This is a genomic window from Campylobacter sp. RKI_CA19_01121, assembly GCF_025771295.1.
In the GTDB taxonomy this organism is placed as follows: Bacteria; Campylobacterota; Campylobacteria; order Campylobacterales; family Campylobacteraceae; genus Campylobacter_D.
In genome coordinates, this window is sequence record NZ_JAKMQA010000001.1 from 102,908 (window position 1) to 119,438 (window position 16,531).

Below are 16,531 nucleotides of genomic sequence, written 5' to 3' on the forward strand. Positions count from 1 at the left end.
CTTATACTAAGCTTTTTTTCTTAAATACACCCCACATTCAAGATGAGGAGTATTAGCAAATTGATCAAAAAAAGCTAAATTTAAAATTTCATGACTTTGACATAAGATTTCAAGATTTTCTTTTAAAGTGATAGGATTGCATGAAATATAAATGATATTTTCATAATTTTTAATAAGTTCAATCACACTTAGATCAAGCCCTGCTCTTGGAGGATCAACCAAGACATGAGATATTTTAAAGCTATCTAAATCTATGTTTTTTAAACGGTTAAATTCTCTTTCTTTTTTCAAAGCTTGACTCAACTCTTCACTAGAAAGTCTTGTAAAAGTTATATTTTCAATAGAATTTAAAACACAATTTTTTAAAGCAAATTCGATATTTTTTTTAGAAATTTCAGTTGCTAAAACTTTGTTAAAATTTCTTGCTAAAGCTATGGTAAAATTTCCATAACCACAGTAAAGCTCTAATAAATCTTGCTTAAAATCACTTCCAATACAAGATATAACCCATTCAATCATCTTTTCATTGATAAAAGTATTAGGCTGGATAAAACAATCATTATTAAACTCATATAAAAATTCATTTGTATTGATTTTTAAAGCTTGTCTTAAATTCTCCCCATTAAATATAAGTTTTTTACCTCTGCTTCTTGCTATGAGTTTGAGATTTAATTTTTCTGCTAATTCTTGTAAATCTTGTACAATTAACTCTATATTTTTATGGAAAAGCAAAGTTATACTTAAATCTAATTTTGTAGCTAAAAATTCTACTCCAAAAAGCTTATGTTTTAAATTTTCATTTAGATTATTTAATAAAATAGGCATACAGTCTTGAATTTTTTCATCTGCTATGTCAAATTTTTCAATAGGAATTTTTTTCTTACTTTCAAACATTGCATAAGAAATTTCCCCATTTTCATGATGATATATAGAAAATTCTGCCCTAGTTCTATAAGCTTTTAAAGGTGATTTAAAGCACTGAATTTCTTTATCATATAAAGAAGAAAACAATACTTTATTTAAAGCAATTTTTTCTTCAAAATGCATCTATGCATCTACCTTTTTGCCAACTACAAAAAGTAAAGCTATCATAGCTAAGATTCCAAAAACAAGCCCTAGCCATACATTAAGTCCTAGCGCTACTGGTAAATAACCACAAAGTATACTAATAGCACAAACACTCAAAGCATAAGGCATTTGCGTGCTAACATGAGCTAAAAGATCACACTTACTTCCCATAGATGAAAGTATAGTTGTATCAGAAATTGGCGAGCAATGATCTCCAAAAATAGCTCCTGTTAAAACCCCTGAAATATTAATAATCATATATTGGTGCAACCCTGCTCCGCTTAATTCATTATGAACACCAACAGCCATAGCTAAAGGAATAGCTAAAGGCATTAAAATACCCATAGTCCCATAACTAGTTCCTGTTGAAAAAGAAATAATAGAAGCAAAAATAAAAATTGCCGTAGGAAGCAAGTAAATAGGCGTTTTATCTGAAAATAAATCAATTAAATATTTAGAAGTTCCTAAATCCTTAATCACAGAAGCTAATGACCATGCACAAAGTAAAATAATCACGGTCATAATCATAGTTCTCCAACCATGAGTCCAAACCGCAATAGCTTCTTTTAAAGTAAATATTTTTCTATACATTCCTAAAATAATAGCTACTATGGTAGCTAAAAGTGCTGCTTGAAATAATACAACCGAAGCATCAGCTGCGCCAAAAGTTTCTCTAAAAGCAAATAAACTAAATGGTGCTGCATCAATTTGTGCTTTAATACTCGCATCATCTAGAGCATTATAACCACTAAAATAAAAACCTATAAATGAAAATACAATCAAAACAGCTAAAGGTATAATAGCATTAGAAGCTTGTAATTTCACATGCTCTTTTGGCTCTAAAACCTTATCTTCTATATTATCAATTTGCTCATGACCATGAGAAAATTTACCCGCTCTAGCTCTAAGCTCAGCTTTTAACATAGGTCCAAATTCTCTACCTGTATAAATAGTTAAAACAACAAAAATCAGCATAAAAAGATTATAAAATCTATAAGGTAAGGTTTGTACAAAGATTTCAAAAGCATTGATTTCTTCTTTTACTATACCTAAATGCGCAAAAGTTGCATTATCGATTAAATCATATCCGCTACGAATTAAAGAAATTTCAAGTCCTATCCAAGTAGAAATGATAGCAAGACCAGTAATTGGCGCTGCGGTTGCATCCATAATAAAAGCAAGTTTTTCACGGCTTACTCTAAATTTATCTGTTACCGGACGCATGATAGGACCTACGATTAATGAATTGGCATAATCATCAAAGAAAATAAAAATCCCCATACACCAAGTAGCAAATTGTGAGCTTTTTGCCTGCTTAGCTTTAGTAGAAAGCCAAACAGCCACAGCTTTAGTACCACCTGTTTTAGTAATAAGAGCTACAACCCCACCTATGGTTAAAACTTGTAGTAAAATTCCTGCATTACCAGGACTTGCCATGGCATTTACCACTTTAGAAATAAAGCCTGTAAAAGAAGCAATAATAGCATGATAAATGCTATTTTCAATAAGTCCTAGCATAAAAGTACCACTTAATGCACCAATAAACAACGAAAGCACTACATCTTTAGTGATAAAAGCTAAAATAATAGCTATCACCGGTGGTAAAAGCGTCCAAACTCCAAAAAGTTCTGCATTTGCTTGTGCATCAGCAAATAATAATAAAGGAGCTAATAATAAATAAAAAATTTTCATATTTTTCCTTAAGTTTTTATATTTTCTCGCTAAAAGTTCCTGCCCATGTTTGAGTCACAGGCATAAGTTCAATTTCGTTAATATTAATATGCTCAGGCAAGCTAATAATAAAAGTAATAATTTTTGCTATATCTTCAGCTTTAATATATTTAGTATTTTCATAAACCTCATCAGCCTTTTTAATATCACCTTTAAATCTCACTTCACTAAATTCAGTTTTACAAAGCCCCGGAGCTATATTAGTTACCTTTATATTGCTTCCGCGCAAATCCGTTCTTAAAGCTTTAGAAAATTGTGCCACAAAAGCCTTAGTTCCACAATAAACATTACCTCCATAATAAGGCACATTTGCCGCAATTGAACCAAGATTAATCACATGAGCATTTTTTGCCTTTCTAAGCAAAGGTAAAGTAGCTCTTGCTATATATAAAAAGCCTTTGATATTAGTGTCTACCATAGCTTCAATATCTTCAATATCCAAAGAATCAAACTCATTTAAACCCAAAGCAAGACCTGCGTTATTAACAAGTAAAGAAATATTTTGTAAATCTTGAGGTAAATTTTCAATTGCTGTAAAAACTGCTTGTTTATTTCTAACATCAAGCACGATAGGATAAATTTTATCCCCATAAAGCTCTTGTAGTTTTTCCAATCTTTCTTTGCGTCTTGCTATAGCTATAACCTTATAATCAAGCTCTATCAAAGCTTTTAAACTTTCTAATCCAAAACCTGAACTTACCCCTGTTATTAAAGCAATTTTCATGGTTGCGCCTCTTCATATAACATCAAATTTTCATTTTCTTTTAAACCAAGTTTTTTTAAAAATTTAATATTTTCTTCTTTTTTTGCAATGATGGCAAAATCAAGAGCATTAAATCCTAAATCATCTATTTCTTTATAATTAGCTTTATAATCTATAAGTAGTTTAAGCATTTTTACATCAGCATAATTTGCTCCATGCATAAAGATATTTTTAGAAGTGTGCTCAAGCGCGCATAAGGTGATAAAATATGGCGTATTGCTTCCCATACTGGCAATAGAAAGTTTTTCATTATCATTAATGTATTTTTGATTTACATTTGCACCATTTTCAAGCAAAAGCTTGGCAACCTTATAGTTGTTATATTCAACAGCATAAAACAAAGGTGTTTTTCCAAAAGAATTTTTATAATCAACCACCGCTTCATTTTCAAGCAAAAGCTTAACATTTTCTGCATTATCTAGTGCAAAAAATAAAGCAGACTCATAACCTTCATTTATTTTTACACCTAATTTAATAAATTCTCTTATAATCTCACTTTCTCTATTATTTAACAAGGCTGATTTAAAACCATTGTTTAATTCTAAATTACTAATTTTTTTAGTATAAATATACTCTTTAATCTGCTCCAAAGAGTTATTTTTATTAGCTACAAATTTTTCAAAATCTGAAATATCTTTAAAGATTTTAGTCTCACCAACTGCCCAGTTTAAAAATTCATTCAAAGCATTACTAGCAAAATAAATTGCACTTGCTTTATCTAAATTAAATTCCTTTTGAAAATATCTTGTTAAAGGATTAATCGCATTATTATATTCTTTCCAAAATTCCTTAAAAAGTTTAAAATTTCCAATGCTTTGATAAGCCCAAAATCTAAAATACGCTTTTAATTTTGCAAATTTTTCTTCAAGTATTATAGGATCTTGTAAAGTCTTTTGATAGCCTTGTGGATCAAGTGCAATTTCTAATAATTTAAAATCAAATTTTCTCAAATCACTAAAATATTCTCCACCCATACAAGCACTATTACTTCCTCTGATTTCATTAGCAAGCTCATATAATCTTTTTGTGATTTGATAATTTTTTAAAGAAAAAGCACAATTTAAATCCACTTGAGCAAAATCTTGTGTATTTTTTGGCTCAAATTCTTTGAAAAAATCAGCTTTATTTTCCTTAACATACTCACAACTATAATCCAAAGCTAAAGCATTTAAACTTATAATCAAACTAAATAATAAAATCTTCAAATATTTTCCTTGAATATAAATTAAATCACTATTTTAACTAAATTTTTGCTTTAATAACAATTAATTAATTTAAAATTCATACAATGCTTGCTTTTAAATAAGGAAAAATATGTATCAAAGTTTTTACAAGGCTAATTTTGCTTATATTCTTTTACAAAGTGATAAAGATAAGCTTATTAATGTTGATTTTACTATATATAAACCTAATTTTACCAAAGATAAACCCCCTGTTTTAGAACAAGCCTTAGAAGAACTAGACCTTTATTTTAACAAAAAACTTTTTGCTTTTAATACTCCTCTAGCTCTTCAAGGAAGTGAATTTGAACAAAAAGTATATAAAGCTTTGATAAAAATTCCTTATGGGCAAACTAAAACTTATCAAGAAATTGCTTCTTTCATCAATCACCCAAAAGCTTTTAGAGCAGTAGGTAATACAAATTCTAAAAATAAACTTGCAATTTTTATACCTTGCCATAGAGTGGTAGCTAAAAATCACTTAGGTGGATACAATGGTGGTTTATTTATCAAAGAGGCTTTACTTAAATTAGAAGGCGTGCTTTAAAATGCCAAGTTTATTGCTAGCAAGTTTTATTTGGGCTTTTTCTTTTCCATTAATTGGACATTTTATTACATTAGAAATGGATAGTTTTTTTGCAGCATTTGCAAAAGTTTTTTTATCTTTATTGGTATTTTTACCTTTTTTAAATTTTAAGATAAATTTGCATTTAAAACTAAAACTCATAGGCATTGGAGCTTTGCAACTTGGCGTGATGAATTTATTTTATTATCATTCTTTTTTATATTTAAGTGTAAGTGAAGTAGCGCTTTTTACGATTTTTACACCTTTTTACGTTGTGCTTTTTTATGGGCTTTTTTCAAAAAATCTTAGATATTTATATTTCATAAGTATTTTTATATGCATTATGGGTGCTTTTGTAGTTAAATTTGATAATATTAACTCTAATTTTTTATATGGCTTTTTACTTATTCAGGGGGCTAATTTAGTATTTGGAGCTGGACAAAGTTTTTATAAAATTTTATTAGAAAAAAATACAAACTTAAGTCAAAAAGAAGCCTTTGCTTATTTTTATTTAGGCGCAACCAGTATAACCTTACCTGCTTTTTTATTTTTTGGAGATTATAATAATTTACCATCCAATTTAAGCTCTTGGATAGCTTTGATTTATCTTGGGACTATTGCTTCAGGACTTGGATATTTTTTATGGAATAAAGGCTCTACTGAAGTAGATAGTGGAGTTTTAGCCTTGATGAATAATGCCATTATACCTATAAGTATTTTTATCAACATGAGTATTTTTGGAGTAGATGTAGAACTGCTACCTTTTTGCATGGGGACTTTAATCATTCTTTTTTCATTTTTTATACATAAAAAAATCATGCATTATTATAATAAGAAATCTTACTCAAATACAAACCACTAGCAGGAGCTAAAAATCTACAATGAGCTTTTTTAGCGTTGATTTGTTCTAAAAGCTCATTTTGGCTCATTTTTCCTTCTAATACTTTTAAAATACTTGCCATCATCATTCTAATTTGTGATCTTAAAAAGCCATTTGCTTCAAAATAAAACACAGTGTAATTATTATAAGCATAAACTCTAGTTTTATACATTTTTCTTATGCTTGTTTTATTATCAGAGCCTTCTTTTTGAAAGAGTTTAAAATCATGCTCTCCTTCAAATAAAAAAGCAATTTCCTTGGCTAATTTAATATTTATTTTTGGATAAAAATGCACATAAGAAGCTAAAAAAGGATTATATTTTTCATGGCTTATAATATAGCGATATGCTCTTTTTTGCACATCAAAACGCACTTGGAAATTTTCTTGCATTCTTTGAATATGCTTTATATGTATAAATGGGTGCGCAAAATGATTGATTTTATTTTTTAAATATACAAAATCTTTAAAATGTTCTCCCACTTTTACACAAGCGACTGCATTAAATGCATGCACACCTTTATCAGTTCTTGAAGCAAATAAAGGCTTTTCATAAATACCCAAATGCGACAAGGCCTGTGCTAAGGTATCTTGGACACTAAACTTATGTGGCTGGGTAGCTGAACCTTGAAATTTAGAACCATCATAAGAAAAAGTTAATTTTAAAAGCATTAATACTTACTTGCAATTTTTGCTTTAAAATAAAACAAAGAAGTAATTAAAAAGCTTGAAAAAATCACAGCAATAGCTACAAAAGGAGGATTATAAAAACTAATCAAAAGCGTAAAATAAGCAAAAATAATCACAAAAATTCCAAAATAAGCAAAACCTTTTTCATAACGATAAGTTACTATACCAAAAGAGAGTGCAAAAAGCACGCTAGCTAAAGGAAATAAAGCTATAAGAATATAAATAACAAATTCTTTTGCTTTTTCTTTATTGCTTGTTACATCAGACCAATACCCATAAAAACTTTGAGTATTTAATTCTTTAGAAGAAAGCTTGCTTTTAATTAATAAATTTTTAAAACTAGAAATATGCCAATCTTCTTCTTTAATCTCATAAGCCTTTCCCTCATCTAGCTTAAAAGTAATAACCCCATCATTTGTTTCTAACTTTCCTTCTTTGGCTAAAATCACTTGTTCTTTATCTTGTAGATTTTTCTTTGGATGATACATTATGATATTTTTATAAGTTTCATCAGAATTTTTAGCATCAATAAAAACAAGCCATTCCCCATATCTTTGTCCAAATTCTCCTGTTTTTATGCTTACTTTAGCGCTAATTTTTTTATAATCTACAAAATTATCAAAAAGTTCAAAAGATATAGGTATAAAAACCAAAACCACCACAAGCATAAAAGCACTTACCAAAGCTGCAATTTTTGCAAAAAAACTTGCTATCATGCTTGGAGCTATACTCAAAGCAAACAACACCGTGCTTTCATTTTCCCTAGAAAGCCTATAAAAGGCCAAAGTCAAAGCTATGAAAAAAGATATGGGTAAAGTAAAAATCAATATCTTTGGTAAAAGAAAAATATATAATTTGATTAATTCAAAAAAAGTAATTTCAATATAAGCAGTAATTTTAGCAAGTTGTATAAAAAATATAATCGAAACAATAATAAATAAGGTGAAAAATAAAGACAACATTGTGCTTAAAAACTGATTAAGCAAATACTTATAAACTAGTTTCATAATATACTTTCTACACTTAGATTAATCAAAATTCCGCAAAATAAAAAAGGAATCATAGGCATTTGATAATCTTTCTTGGCTATTTTTATAAACATCAAAAGACTTAAAAAACTTGCAATAAATAAAATCAAAAAGCCTTTTTCATAGCCAAAAATTCCAAAAATCAAAGCTATTATTATAACATCACCTTCCCCTAAACTTTCTAAAATTTCATCTCTTTTTTTAAAATTTTTAATAAAATTAATCACACTTTTTAGTATGAAAATTAACCCCGCCCCAAAACACACTCGAAATAAAAAGCTATCTTGAAAATCCTCTAAATTTAAACCATTTTGCAAAAAATCAAAACAAAAAGCTAAAATAAATAAAATCCAAAGCCAAAGCTCACTCACTGCTTTTAAATAATAATCCATCCAAGAAAGTGCTAATAATACAGCTAACATACAGGCAAAAATTAAAATTTTAAAAACATCTTCGATTAAACAAAAAGCAAAGACAAACAAACACGCGCAAAGAAATTCATTAAAAGGATAAATCAAAGAAATTCTTTCCTTACAAAAGGCACATTTGCCTTTTAAAAATACAAAAGATAACAAAGGAAAAAGATGATAAAATTTCAAAGTTTTAAGACACTTAGGACATTTTGATCTTGGACTTATTATGCTTTCTTTATTAATCGTTCTTAAAATCAAAACATTGACAAAAGAACCCACGCAAAGTCCTAATAATAAAAAGAAAAATATCATTTACCAAAGGTTCTTTTGCGTTTTTTAAACTCAGTAATAATATTTGCGATTTCTTTTTTAGTAAGTGCAGGAAATAAGGTCTGACTAAAATAAATTTCTGCATAACTTGATTGCCATAATAAAAAATTTGAAATTCTTTTAGCACTCCCTACCCTTAAAAACAAATCTACATCCTCGCTTAAGTCAAGATTTGCTTGTATATTTGCTTCATTGATTTCAAGATTTTTTTCAATCACCTTTTTAACCGCTCTAACTATTTCATCCTTGCCTCCGTAAGAAATAGCTAAATTAACGCATAATTTTGTGTAATTTTTAGTTTGTTCTTGAAAATTTTGTATTTTTTTTAAGGTTAATTCATCTAAAAGACTTAAATTTCCTATAGCTTTAAAACGCACTTCATTGGCTATAAATTTATTTAAAGACTCATCAAGATATTTATTTAATAGTTTAAAAAGAAACTCCACTTCTTCTTTTGGTCTTTGCCAATTTTCTGTACTAAAAGCATAAAGGGTTAAATTTTGAATTTTTTCATCTATACATACTTCTATGATTTTTTCAACAACTTTAGCACCTTGACTATAGCCAATTTTTTCTAAAAGTCCATTTTTTCTGGCCCATCTTCTATTGCCATCCATTACCACAGCAAGATGTTTTAACTCATTCATTCTATCCCTTTATATCCATCAATCTTTTAAAAACAAACATAGGATTAAGCGTATTAACTACTTCAAATTTAAAATACTCGTTTAAAAAATGCGCTACTTTGGCAAAAGGTGTTTGTATGCGCGTGATTTTACCATTATCAATTATAATTTTTAAAGCACCAAAAATTTCAAAATACAAATACACCTCTAAAATATTTCCATTTTTCTTAGCTTCAAACAAAGCCCTATTTCCCTCATAAACAAAAGGTATATGATAAATTCCTTCAAAAAATGCAAAAAACATTTCCTTATAAATTTCAAACTCATACGCGCTTTTACTTTCCATAAGTCTTTGGATAATGAATTTTTTATACCAAGCTTTTTCATCGCCTTCTTGTAAAAGCTTTTCTATAAGTTCAGCCCCTTCTTCAAAAAGTCTAATTTTAGGTTTTTTCAAAAGATTTTTAAAAGAAATCACGCCCTTATCTTCATAAACTTCAGCTAAATATTCCTCCCCTACTTCAAGCTCTATCATACTTTTTGTTTCAAGCTTTTTAGTATTTAAAAGCAATACATAGCGATTATATGCGCGTTTTTCTAAAATTTGCATTCTTACAGGTAAGGTTGAATTGATGATATTCACCAAAGTTTCCTTAATTCTTGTGCCAAAATAAAGCCAAGTTTTTCTTTGCTTTGTTTAGAACTTTGAGAAATACTATCTTTAGTGATAAAACAAATGCTATTTTCATCACTTCCAAAGTTCATTTGCTCATTTAAGACATTTAAACACACCATATCTAAATTTTTACTAACTAAAGATTTTTTAGCATTTTCTAAAGCATTTTGCGCATCAAATTCCATTTTAAAGCCTATTTTTTTGCCTTTAAAATCTAAATTTTTTAAGATGTCTTCATTCAGCTTTAATTTTAAATCAAGTCCATTTAAATGCTCATTTTTCTTAATCTTACCCTTATAAGCTTTTAGAGTAAAATCACTCACAGCAGCAGCCATAATTAAAGCATCAAAATCTTTGTATTTTTGCAATTTTTCTTTTAGTTCTAAAGAAGATTCAAATTTTTCTAATTTATAAGGTGTTTTAAACTCTACTGAGCTAACTAACACTACTTTAGCACCTAAAAAATACAAGGCATCAGCAATTGCCTTTGCCATTTTTCCACTTGAAAAATTACTAATACATCTTACATCATCAATTTTTTCTTTAGTTCCACCACCGCTTATAACAAAACTTTTATCTTTAAAAAAATCTTCTTGCATTAAGCTTCTTTTTAAAGTAATTATAATACTATCAAGCTCAGCCAAAGCACCTAAGCCCTTATCTTTACAAGCTAGAGTTTTAACTATAGGATCAATGATAATATAACCTTGCTCTTTTAAATTTTTTAAAGAATTTTGAGTGCTAAAATGTAAATACATGTTTGTATTTGCAGCAGGTGCGATTAAAAATGGTTTATTTTTATCTACTGCTATTAAAGTTTGAATAAATAAATTATCTGCTATACCATGGTTTAATTTATTAATAGAATTTATACTAGCAGGCGCAAAAAGCACACAATCACAAGTCTTACTAAAAGCTATATGATTATTAGTATTTTGCCAACTTTCATTATCTTCACATAAAATTTCATCTGCTAAAGCTTCAAAGCTAAGCTTAGTGCCAAATTTTAAAACTCCTTGACTTAGCAAAACTTTAACCCTAAAGCCTTCTTTTTTTAATAAAGAAATAAGCTCATAAGCTTTATAAAAGGCTATGCTTCCACTTACTGCTAGTAAGATTGTTTTCATTTTTTACCTAGTTTTTTATAGTAAAAATCTTCTATGATTTGCACTTTTGCCCTATTAATATGTAAAGAACCTTTTTCTACATCCTTACACACGGTGCTTCCCGCTGCGATGATTACCTCATCTTTTATCTCAACCGGAGCGATAAATTGCGTATCTGAACCCACAAAAACATTTTTACCTATTTTGGTTTTATGTTTTTTAACCCCATCATAATTACAAGTGATAGTACCACAACCTATATTAGTTCCCTCATCTATTTCACAATCTCCTAAATAACTCAAATGTCCTGCCTTAACTCCATTTAATAAAGCATTTTTACATTCTACGAAATTTCCTATATGGGTATTTTTAAGCTGACATTTTGGACGCAAATGCGCTAAAGGACCCACATCGCTATTTTCCACTATACTATCTTCAATCACACTTGAACTTTTAATGATAGAATTAATGATTTTTGATTTTCCTTCTATGCGCACATTTTCATACACTTCACACTCGCCTACAAACTCAACTTCATCTGAAATAAAAGTCGTCGCAGGCATGTGAAAAATCACTCCTTGCCTCATCCATTCCTTTTTAATCGCTTCTTGCATAAGATCTTGAGCTAGGCAAAGCTCAATTTTATCATTTACCCCCATAAAATCTTGCTCATTTACAAATACCGCATCGATTTCATAGCCCTTTTCTTTTGCTAAATAAACCGCATCAGTTAAATAATACTCTTTAGCTTTATTATCATTTTTTATCAAAGGCAATACTTCTTTTAAAATTTGTGCTTTTATAGCATAAACACCACTATTGCAAATATTTATAGCAAGTTCTTCTTTGCTTGCATCTTTTGTTTCTACTATTTTTTGAATTTTATTTTCTTTTAATACTATTCTTCCATAACTTTTTGGATCTTTTGCCTCAAAAACTGCCACATTAAAATCACTTTCATTTAAAGCTATTTTTTCTAAATCATCTGCCTTAACTAAAGGCATATCACCACATAAAATCAAAACTTTTTCATGCTTACTCTCATAACCTCTTAAAGCCCCTGCAGTACCTGGAAAATTTTGCAAGTCTTGCTCTAAAAAGCGTGTATTTGGAAAATGCTCTAAAACAACTTGCTCAACCTTTTCTTTTTGATGAGAAAGCACCACACATACATCATCACTAATTTTATATGCTTGTTTTAAAATATGTAAAATCATTGCTTTTGAGCAAATTTTTTGAAGCACTTTTGGATTTTGTGATTTCATACGCGTGCCAAGTCCAGCAGCCAAAATAAGCACAGAAATTTTCATAATTTACCTTTGTTTTAAAAATTATTGCTTATTTTAACAAGCTAAAGTAAAAATTCTTATTTTTATAAAATCATTTTTATTCTTTTAAGAGTAAAATTGCTAAAATAACGCTTTTAATTTTAACCAAGGAAATATTTTGAGGGTTTTACTAGCTTTATTTTTATCAAGCTTGGCTCTTTTAGGCGCTGAAGCAACTATACCAACTGTAAATTTAAGCCTTAGTGCTCCAAATAGCCCACAACAACTCGTAACAACCCTAAATATAGTTATAGTTTTAACCATACTAGCTCTTGCACCTACCATTGTTTTTGTAATGACTTCTTTTTTAAGACTTGTTGTAGTATTTTCTTTTTTAAGAACAGCCCTTGGTACTCAAACTATGCCACCAAATACTATTTTAGTTACCTTAGCTTTGATTTTAACTTTTTTCATTATGGAGCCTGTGGCTACAAAATCATACAATGAAGGTATAAAGCCCTATATCGCTGAGCAAATAGGTTATGAAGAAGCTTTTGCTAAAGGCGTTAAGCCTTTTAAAGATTTTATGCTAAAAAACACTAGGGAAAAAGACTTAGCGCTTTTTTATAGGATTAGAAATTTAGAAAATCCAAAAACCATAGATGATGTGCCTTTAACAGTTTTAGTACCGGCTTTTATGATAAGCGAGCTTAAAACTGCTTTTGAAATAGGCTTTTTACTTTTCTTGCCATTTTTGGTTATTGATATGGTAGTAAGCTCGGTATTAATGGCTATGGGTATGATGATGCTACCTCCTGTTATGATTTCTATGCCTTTTAAACTTTTGATATTTGTGCTTGTAGATGGATGGAATTTACTCATACAAAATTTAGTCAAAAGCTTTTTAACTTAGTAGAATAAAATGTATATTTTTTCTTCCTTATTTAGTATATTTTGTTTGCTTTTTGGTGGATATTTTGCTAAAAAAATCAAAATTTTAAAACAAAAACAAGCGCGCGCTTTTTTAGATTTTGCTATTATTTTTGCCTTGCCTTGCTTGATTTTTGAGCGTGCTTATCATTTAAATTTTGATTTTTCTTTGATTGTTATTATATTGCTTGGGTTGGGTTGTGCTATTGTTTCAGCATTATGTTGTGCATTTTTAGCTCTTTGCTTTAAATTTAGCAAAAGCACTCTTGTAAGTATTTTTTTACTTTCTAGCTTTGGAAATACTTTATTTGTAGGTATACCTATCATTAGTGGAATTTATCAAGATCCTCATTTTTTGGGCGAGATTATCCTTTATGATGCGCTTGCTACTTCTTTACCCGTAGCTTTACTTGCCCCCTTTATTATATCTTTAGCTAGCGAGCAAAAGGTAAGCTTTTTACAAAATCTTAAAAAAGTTTTCACTTTTCCACCTTTTGTTGCTTTGATTTTAGGACTTTGTTTTAAACTTACTGCACTTCCTGATTTTATCTTTGAACCTTTGCGTATGCTTGGAGCTAGTGCCACACCTATAGCACTTTTTGCCATAGGTTTAAATTTAGGCTTTTTAAGTATAAAAACTTCTTATAAAGCGACTATAATAGTCATTTTTGGTAAAATGATACTCACACCTTTAATCTTTTTAGTGCTTTTAAAACTTTTAAATTTCAAATTAAATCCTAGCTCTATCATCGCTTTACTTGAATCAGCTATGCCTACTATGACAATGGTTGCAGCTATGATTATGAAAGCAAAACTTGATACAAATTTAGCGGTTAGTTCTGTAGCTTTTGGTATAGTTTTTGCCTTTATTTCTTTACCTATTTGGGTATATTTTTTAAGCTAAGGATATAAATGGCATTTGCTATCTTTGGAAAATATCTTTATAATAATCTTGTCTTCACTCTTAAAGCTCACACTCAAAAAGAAAGCAAAAAAGCTTTTAAAGCTATAGAAAAATATAAAAGTCAATATTATTTTTTAGGTTATATTCAATATGAATTTTATAAATATCTAGATGATAAAAATTATAAAAGCAAAGAGCCTTTTTTATATTTTTTTGCTTTTAAAACAAGAAAAATCTTTATAAGTGAAGAAAAAAATTTAGACTTTTACCCAAACTTTTCATCTAATTTAAATCAAGAAAAATATTTTGAAAACTTTGACAAAGTTAAAGATGCTATAGCTAAAGGTCAAAGTTATCAAGTTAATCTCACTCAAGAATTACATTTACAATCAAATCTTAATGTGTATGAGAGTTTTTTAAGCCTTTATCCTAAACAAAATACCCCTTATAAGGCTTATATGAAAAATGAATTTTTAGAACTAGCTTCATTTTCACCTGAGCTTTTTTTTAAAATCAAAAATAAAAAAATCATCACAAAACCCATGAAAGGCACAATCAAACGCTCAAATAATCCAAAAGAAGATGAAATTCTAAAAAACTTTTTAAAATGCGATGAAAAAACCATTAGCGAAAATGTAATGATAGTTGATTTATTACGCAATGATGTTTCAAAACTTATTAAAAAACATTCTTTAAAATGCAAACTTTTTAAGGTTAAAACCTATCCTACCTTACACCAACTCATTTCAAAAATAAGCGGAAAATTAAAACAAGGAAATGATTATTTTAAAATTTTCAAAGCCCTTTTTCCATGTGGATCCATCACAGGCGCACCCAAAATAGAAACCATCAAACTCATAGAAAATTTAGAGCAAAGAAAACGCGGAATTTATTGTGGAGCTATAGGTTTAATCTATAAAAACAAAGCAAAATTTAGCGTAGCCATACGCACTTTAGAGAAAAAAAATAATGATAATTTTTTAAGATATGGTGTGGGAAGTGGGCTTGTATGGGACTCACAAAAACAAGATGAATTTGAAGAATTAAAACTAAAAAGCAAAATTTTAGAACCTAACTTTTACTTGTTTGAAACAATGTATTATAAAAATCATTCTATTTTATTTTTCAAAGAACATTTACAAAGAATTTTAAACTCAGCTAAATTTTTTGGCTTTGATACTCAAAGATTAATAAATGATTTTAAAAATATACTAGAGAGTAAAGATAAAAAATTCCATTTTAAATCTTTACAAAATTTTAATAATTTTGTTTTCAATCATCATCATTTTTTTACAAAAAGTAATTTTACTCAAAAAGGCTCAAAAGCTATTAAATTAAAACTTTTCAAAAATGGTCTTTATGAGTTTGATTTTAGCAATATACAAGAAAATTCAAGCAAAAAACTACTCATAAGTAAAGATATCATAAAAGTAAATCTTTTAACACACCATAAAACTTCTCTGCGTAGTTTATATGAAGCAAATTCATATCTATGGAAAGAAAATATTTGCTATGACATAGTTTTTTTTGATGAAAAAGGCATACTTTGTGAGGGTTCAAGAACTAATATTATCATAAATTTAAACAACGAATATTTTACTCCTTATGCTAAAAACTGCCTCAATGGCATTTATAGACAAGCACTCTTAAAACACAAGCTCATCAAAGAAAAAGATATCACTAAAGATGCGCTTTTAAATGCTAAAGAAATTTATGCTATTAATTCTTTAAGAGGCTTAAAAAAGGTATTTTTGTGAAAGTTTTGATTATAGATAATTATGATTCTTTTACCTACACTATAGCCTTTTATTTAAAAGAATTAAATATTACTTATAAAATCATCAAAAACGATAAATTTAAAAACCAAAAAAAGCTTAAAAAATATGATTTTACTCATCTTTTAATCTCCCCTGGACCAAATTCTCCAAAAGAATCAAAGCTAAGCTTAAAAGCTATAAAATATTTTAAAAAAGATAAAAAAATTCTTGGAATTTGTCTAGGACACCAATGCATAGCACATGTTTTTGGTGGTAAAATTTCTAAACTTCCAAATCCAACTCATGGTAAGGTAAAAACTATAAAATTTAAACCAAACCCACTTTTTAAAAATCTTGAACAAAATTTTAAAATTTGTTTATATCACTCTCTTTATGTTAGCCATATAGGTAAAAAATGTGAAATTTTAGCCCAAAGTGAAGATAATATCACCATGGCTTTAAAACATAAAAAATACGACATTTATGGAATCCAATTTCATCCTGAAGCCATACTAAGTCAAAATGGTAAAAAGCTACTTAAAAATTTTCTTGCTTTATAATTACTTTAAGTTATATTT

Annotated in this window: 17 protein-coding genes; 6 read left to right on the top strand and 11 right to left on the bottom strand. The window is 28.4% G+C overall.

From position 1 onward, the window contains the following. Positions 1-6: 6 nt before the first annotated feature. Genes trmA through L8T90_RS00525 form a run of 4 tightly spaced genes read right to left on the bottom strand, consistent with a single transcriptional unit; the run spans position 7 to position 4,767 of the window. A complete protein-coding gene (gene trmA, locus L8T90_RS00510) occupies positions 7-1,047 on the bottom strand; it encodes a tRNA (uridine(54)-C5)-methyltransferase TrmA (protein WP_263736410.1) in 1,041 nt (346 codons plus the stop codon). Further along, entirely contained in the window at positions 1,048-2,760 is a 1,713-nt protein-coding gene (locus L8T90_RS00515) for a Na+/H+ antiporter NhaC family protein (protein WP_263736411.1), read from the bottom strand. A 16-nt stretch (positions 2,761-2,776) separates the two neighbouring features. Further along, positions 2,777-3,523 carry an SDR family NAD(P)-dependent oxidoreductase gene (locus tag L8T90_RS00520; protein WP_263736412.1) on the bottom strand — a complete coding sequence of 249 codons (747 nt, stop codon included), beginning with the start codon at positions 3,521-3,523 and terminating at the stop codon, positions 2,777-2,779. Continuing rightward, on the bottom strand, positions 3,520-4,767 hold the full coding sequence (locus L8T90_RS00525) for an ankyrin repeat domain-containing protein (RefSeq protein ID WP_263736413.1): 1,248 nt from the start codon (positions 4,765-4,767) through the stop codon (positions 3,520-3,522). Before L8T90_RS00525 ends, L8T90_RS00520 begins: the two co-directional genes overlap by 4 nt. Before the next feature lie 109 nt (positions 4,768-4,876). Between L8T90_RS00525 and L8T90_RS00530 the strand changes: the two genes are divergently transcribed. Both L8T90_RS00530 and L8T90_RS00535 read left to right on the top strand, forming a co-directional pair. Beyond that, positions 4,877-5,329: a methylated-DNA--[protein]-cysteine S-methyltransferase gene (locus L8T90_RS00530; RefSeq protein WP_263736414.1), complete on the top strand. Its 453-nt coding sequence runs from the start codon at positions 4,877-4,879 to the stop codon at positions 5,327-5,329. Between the two features lies 1 nt (position 5,330). After that, positions 5,331-6,209, top strand: a complete 879-nt coding sequence (locus tag L8T90_RS00535; protein WP_263736415.1) for an EamA family transporter — start codon at positions 5,331-5,333, stop codon at positions 6,207-6,209. On the opposite strand, the gene truA is transcribed toward L8T90_RS00535, so the two are convergent. From truA to glmU, 7 genes are read right to left on the bottom strand one after another with little or no spacing between them, the layout of a single operon-like run. After that, complete coding sequence (gene truA, locus L8T90_RS00540) at positions 6,163-6,897, bottom strand: tRNA pseudouridine(38-40) synthase TruA (protein ID WP_263736416.1); 735 nt, start codon at positions 6,895-6,897, stop codon at positions 6,163-6,165. The two genes, L8T90_RS00535 and truA, sit on opposite strands and share 47 nt — an antisense overlap. Beyond that, positions 6,897-7,922, bottom strand: coding sequence for an LptF/LptG family permease (locus L8T90_RS00545; RefSeq protein WP_115645724.1), 1,026 nt, complete (start codon positions 7,920-7,922; stop codon positions 6,897-6,899). Before L8T90_RS00545 ends, truA begins: the two co-directional genes overlap by 1 nt. Further along, on the bottom strand, positions 7,919-8,668 hold the full coding sequence (locus L8T90_RS00550; RefSeq protein WP_263736417.1) for a prepilin peptidase: 750 nt from the start codon (positions 8,666-8,668) through the stop codon (positions 7,919-7,921). Before L8T90_RS00550 ends, L8T90_RS00545 begins: the two co-directional genes overlap by 4 nt. Next, the gene (gene uppS, locus L8T90_RS00555) at positions 8,665-9,333 is read right to left on the bottom strand and encodes a polyprenyl diphosphate synthase (RefSeq protein WP_214125459.1); all 669 of its coding nucleotides are present in this window, start codon (positions 9,331-9,333) and stop codon (positions 8,665-8,667) included. The genes L8T90_RS00550 and uppS overlap by 4 nt, the downstream gene beginning before the upstream one ends. A gap of 1 nt (position 9,334) precedes the next feature. Further along, on the bottom strand, positions 9,335-9,955 hold the full coding sequence (locus L8T90_RS00560; protein ID WP_039626453.1) for a hypothetical protein: 621 nt from the start codon (positions 9,953-9,955) through the stop codon (positions 9,335-9,337). Continuing rightward, positions 9,952-11,115, bottom strand: a complete 1,164-nt coding sequence (gene coaBC / locus L8T90_RS00565) for a bifunctional phosphopantothenoylcysteine decarboxylase/phosphopantothenate--cysteine ligase CoaBC (protein ID WP_263736418.1) — start codon at positions 11,113-11,115, stop codon at positions 9,952-9,954. The genes L8T90_RS00560 and coaBC overlap by 4 nt, the downstream gene beginning before the upstream one ends. Continuing rightward, positions 11,112-12,404 (bottom strand): bifunctional UDP-N-acetylglucosamine diphosphorylase/glucosamine-1-phosphate N-acetyltransferase GlmU, encoded by a 1,293-nt coding sequence (glmU, locus tag L8T90_RS00570; protein ID WP_263736419.1) that lies wholly within the window; start codon positions 12,402-12,404, stop codon positions 11,112-11,114. The genes coaBC and glmU overlap by 4 nt, the downstream gene beginning before the upstream one ends. Before the next feature lie 136 nt (positions 12,405-12,540). Between glmU and fliP the strand changes: the two genes are divergently transcribed. From fliP to L8T90_RS00590, 4 genes are read left to right on the top strand one after another with little or no spacing between them, the layout of a single operon-like run. Continuing rightward, on the top strand, positions 12,541-13,275 hold the full coding sequence (gene fliP / locus L8T90_RS00575) for a flagellar type III secretion system pore protein FliP (RefSeq protein WP_012661688.1): 735 nt from the start codon (positions 12,541-12,543) through the stop codon (positions 13,273-13,275). Positions 13,276-13,284: 9 nt separating this feature from the next. Continuing rightward, positions 13,285-14,196, top strand: coding sequence for an AEC family transporter (locus L8T90_RS00580; RefSeq protein WP_263736420.1), 912 nt, complete (start codon positions 13,285-13,287; stop codon positions 14,194-14,196). 8 nt (positions 14,197-14,204) lie between these two features. Further along, positions 14,205-15,953, top strand: coding sequence for a bifunctional anthranilate synthase component I family protein/class IV aminotransferase (locus L8T90_RS00585; RefSeq protein WP_263736421.1), 1,749 nt, complete (start codon positions 14,205-14,207; stop codon positions 15,951-15,953). Beyond that, a complete protein-coding gene (locus L8T90_RS00590; protein ID WP_263736422.1) occupies positions 15,950-16,513 on the top strand; it encodes an anthranilate synthase component II in 564 nt (187 codons plus the stop codon). The genes L8T90_RS00585 and L8T90_RS00590 overlap by 4 nt, the downstream gene beginning before the upstream one ends. Positions 16,514-16,531: the final 18 nt, after the last annotated feature.

What these genes read in the sequence shown, in the direction of transcription:
- glmU (WP_263736419.1), bottom strand. Translation starts at nt 12,404, where the DNA reads ATGAAAATTTCTGTGCTTATTTTGGCTGCTGGACTTGGCACGCGTATG.
- truA (WP_263736416.1), bottom strand. Translation starts at nt 6,897, where the DNA reads ATGCTTTTAAAATTAACTTTTTCTTATGATGGTTCTAAATTTCAAGGT.
- L8T90_RS00535 (WP_263736415.1), top strand. Translation starts at nt 5,331, where the DNA reads ATGCCAAGTTTATTGCTAGCAAGTTTTATTTGGGCTTTTTCTTTTCCA.
- L8T90_RS00550 (WP_263736417.1), bottom strand. Translation starts at nt 8,668, where the DNA reads ATGATATTTTTCTTTTTATTATTAGGACTTTGCGTGGGTTCTTTTGTC.
- L8T90_RS00520 (WP_263736412.1), bottom strand. Translation starts at nt 3,523, where the DNA reads ATGAAAATTGCTTTAATAACAGGGGTAAGTTCAGGTTTTGGATTAGAA.
- L8T90_RS00580 (WP_263736420.1), top strand. Translation starts at nt 13,285, where the DNA reads ATGTATATTTTTTCTTCCTTATTTAGTATATTTTGTTTGCTTTTTGGT.
- trmA (WP_263736410.1), bottom strand. Translation starts at nt 1,047, where the DNA reads ATGCATTTTGAAGAAAAAATTGCTTTAAATAAAGTATTGTTTTCTTCT.
- coaBC (WP_263736418.1), bottom strand. Translation starts at nt 11,115, where the DNA reads ATGAAAACAATCTTACTAGCAGTAAGTGGAAGCATAGCCTTTTATAAA.
- L8T90_RS00585 (WP_263736421.1), top strand. Translation starts at nt 14,205, where the DNA reads ATGGCATTTGCTATCTTTGGAAAATATCTTTATAATAATCTTGTCTTC.
- L8T90_RS00530 (WP_263736414.1), top strand. Translation starts at nt 4,877, where the DNA reads ATGTATCAAAGTTTTTACAAGGCTAATTTTGCTTATATTCTTTTACAA.
- uppS (WP_214125459.1), bottom strand. Translation starts at nt 9,333, where the DNA reads ATGAATGAGTTAAAACATCTTGCTGTGGTAATGGATGGCAATAGAAGA.
- L8T90_RS00515 (WP_263736411.1), bottom strand. Translation starts at nt 2,760, where the DNA reads ATGAAAATTTTTTATTTATTATTAGCTCCTTTATTATTATTTGCTGAT.
- L8T90_RS00545 (WP_115645724.1), bottom strand. Translation starts at nt 7,922, where the DNA reads ATGAAACTAGTTTATAAGTATTTGCTTAATCAGTTTTTAAGCACAATG.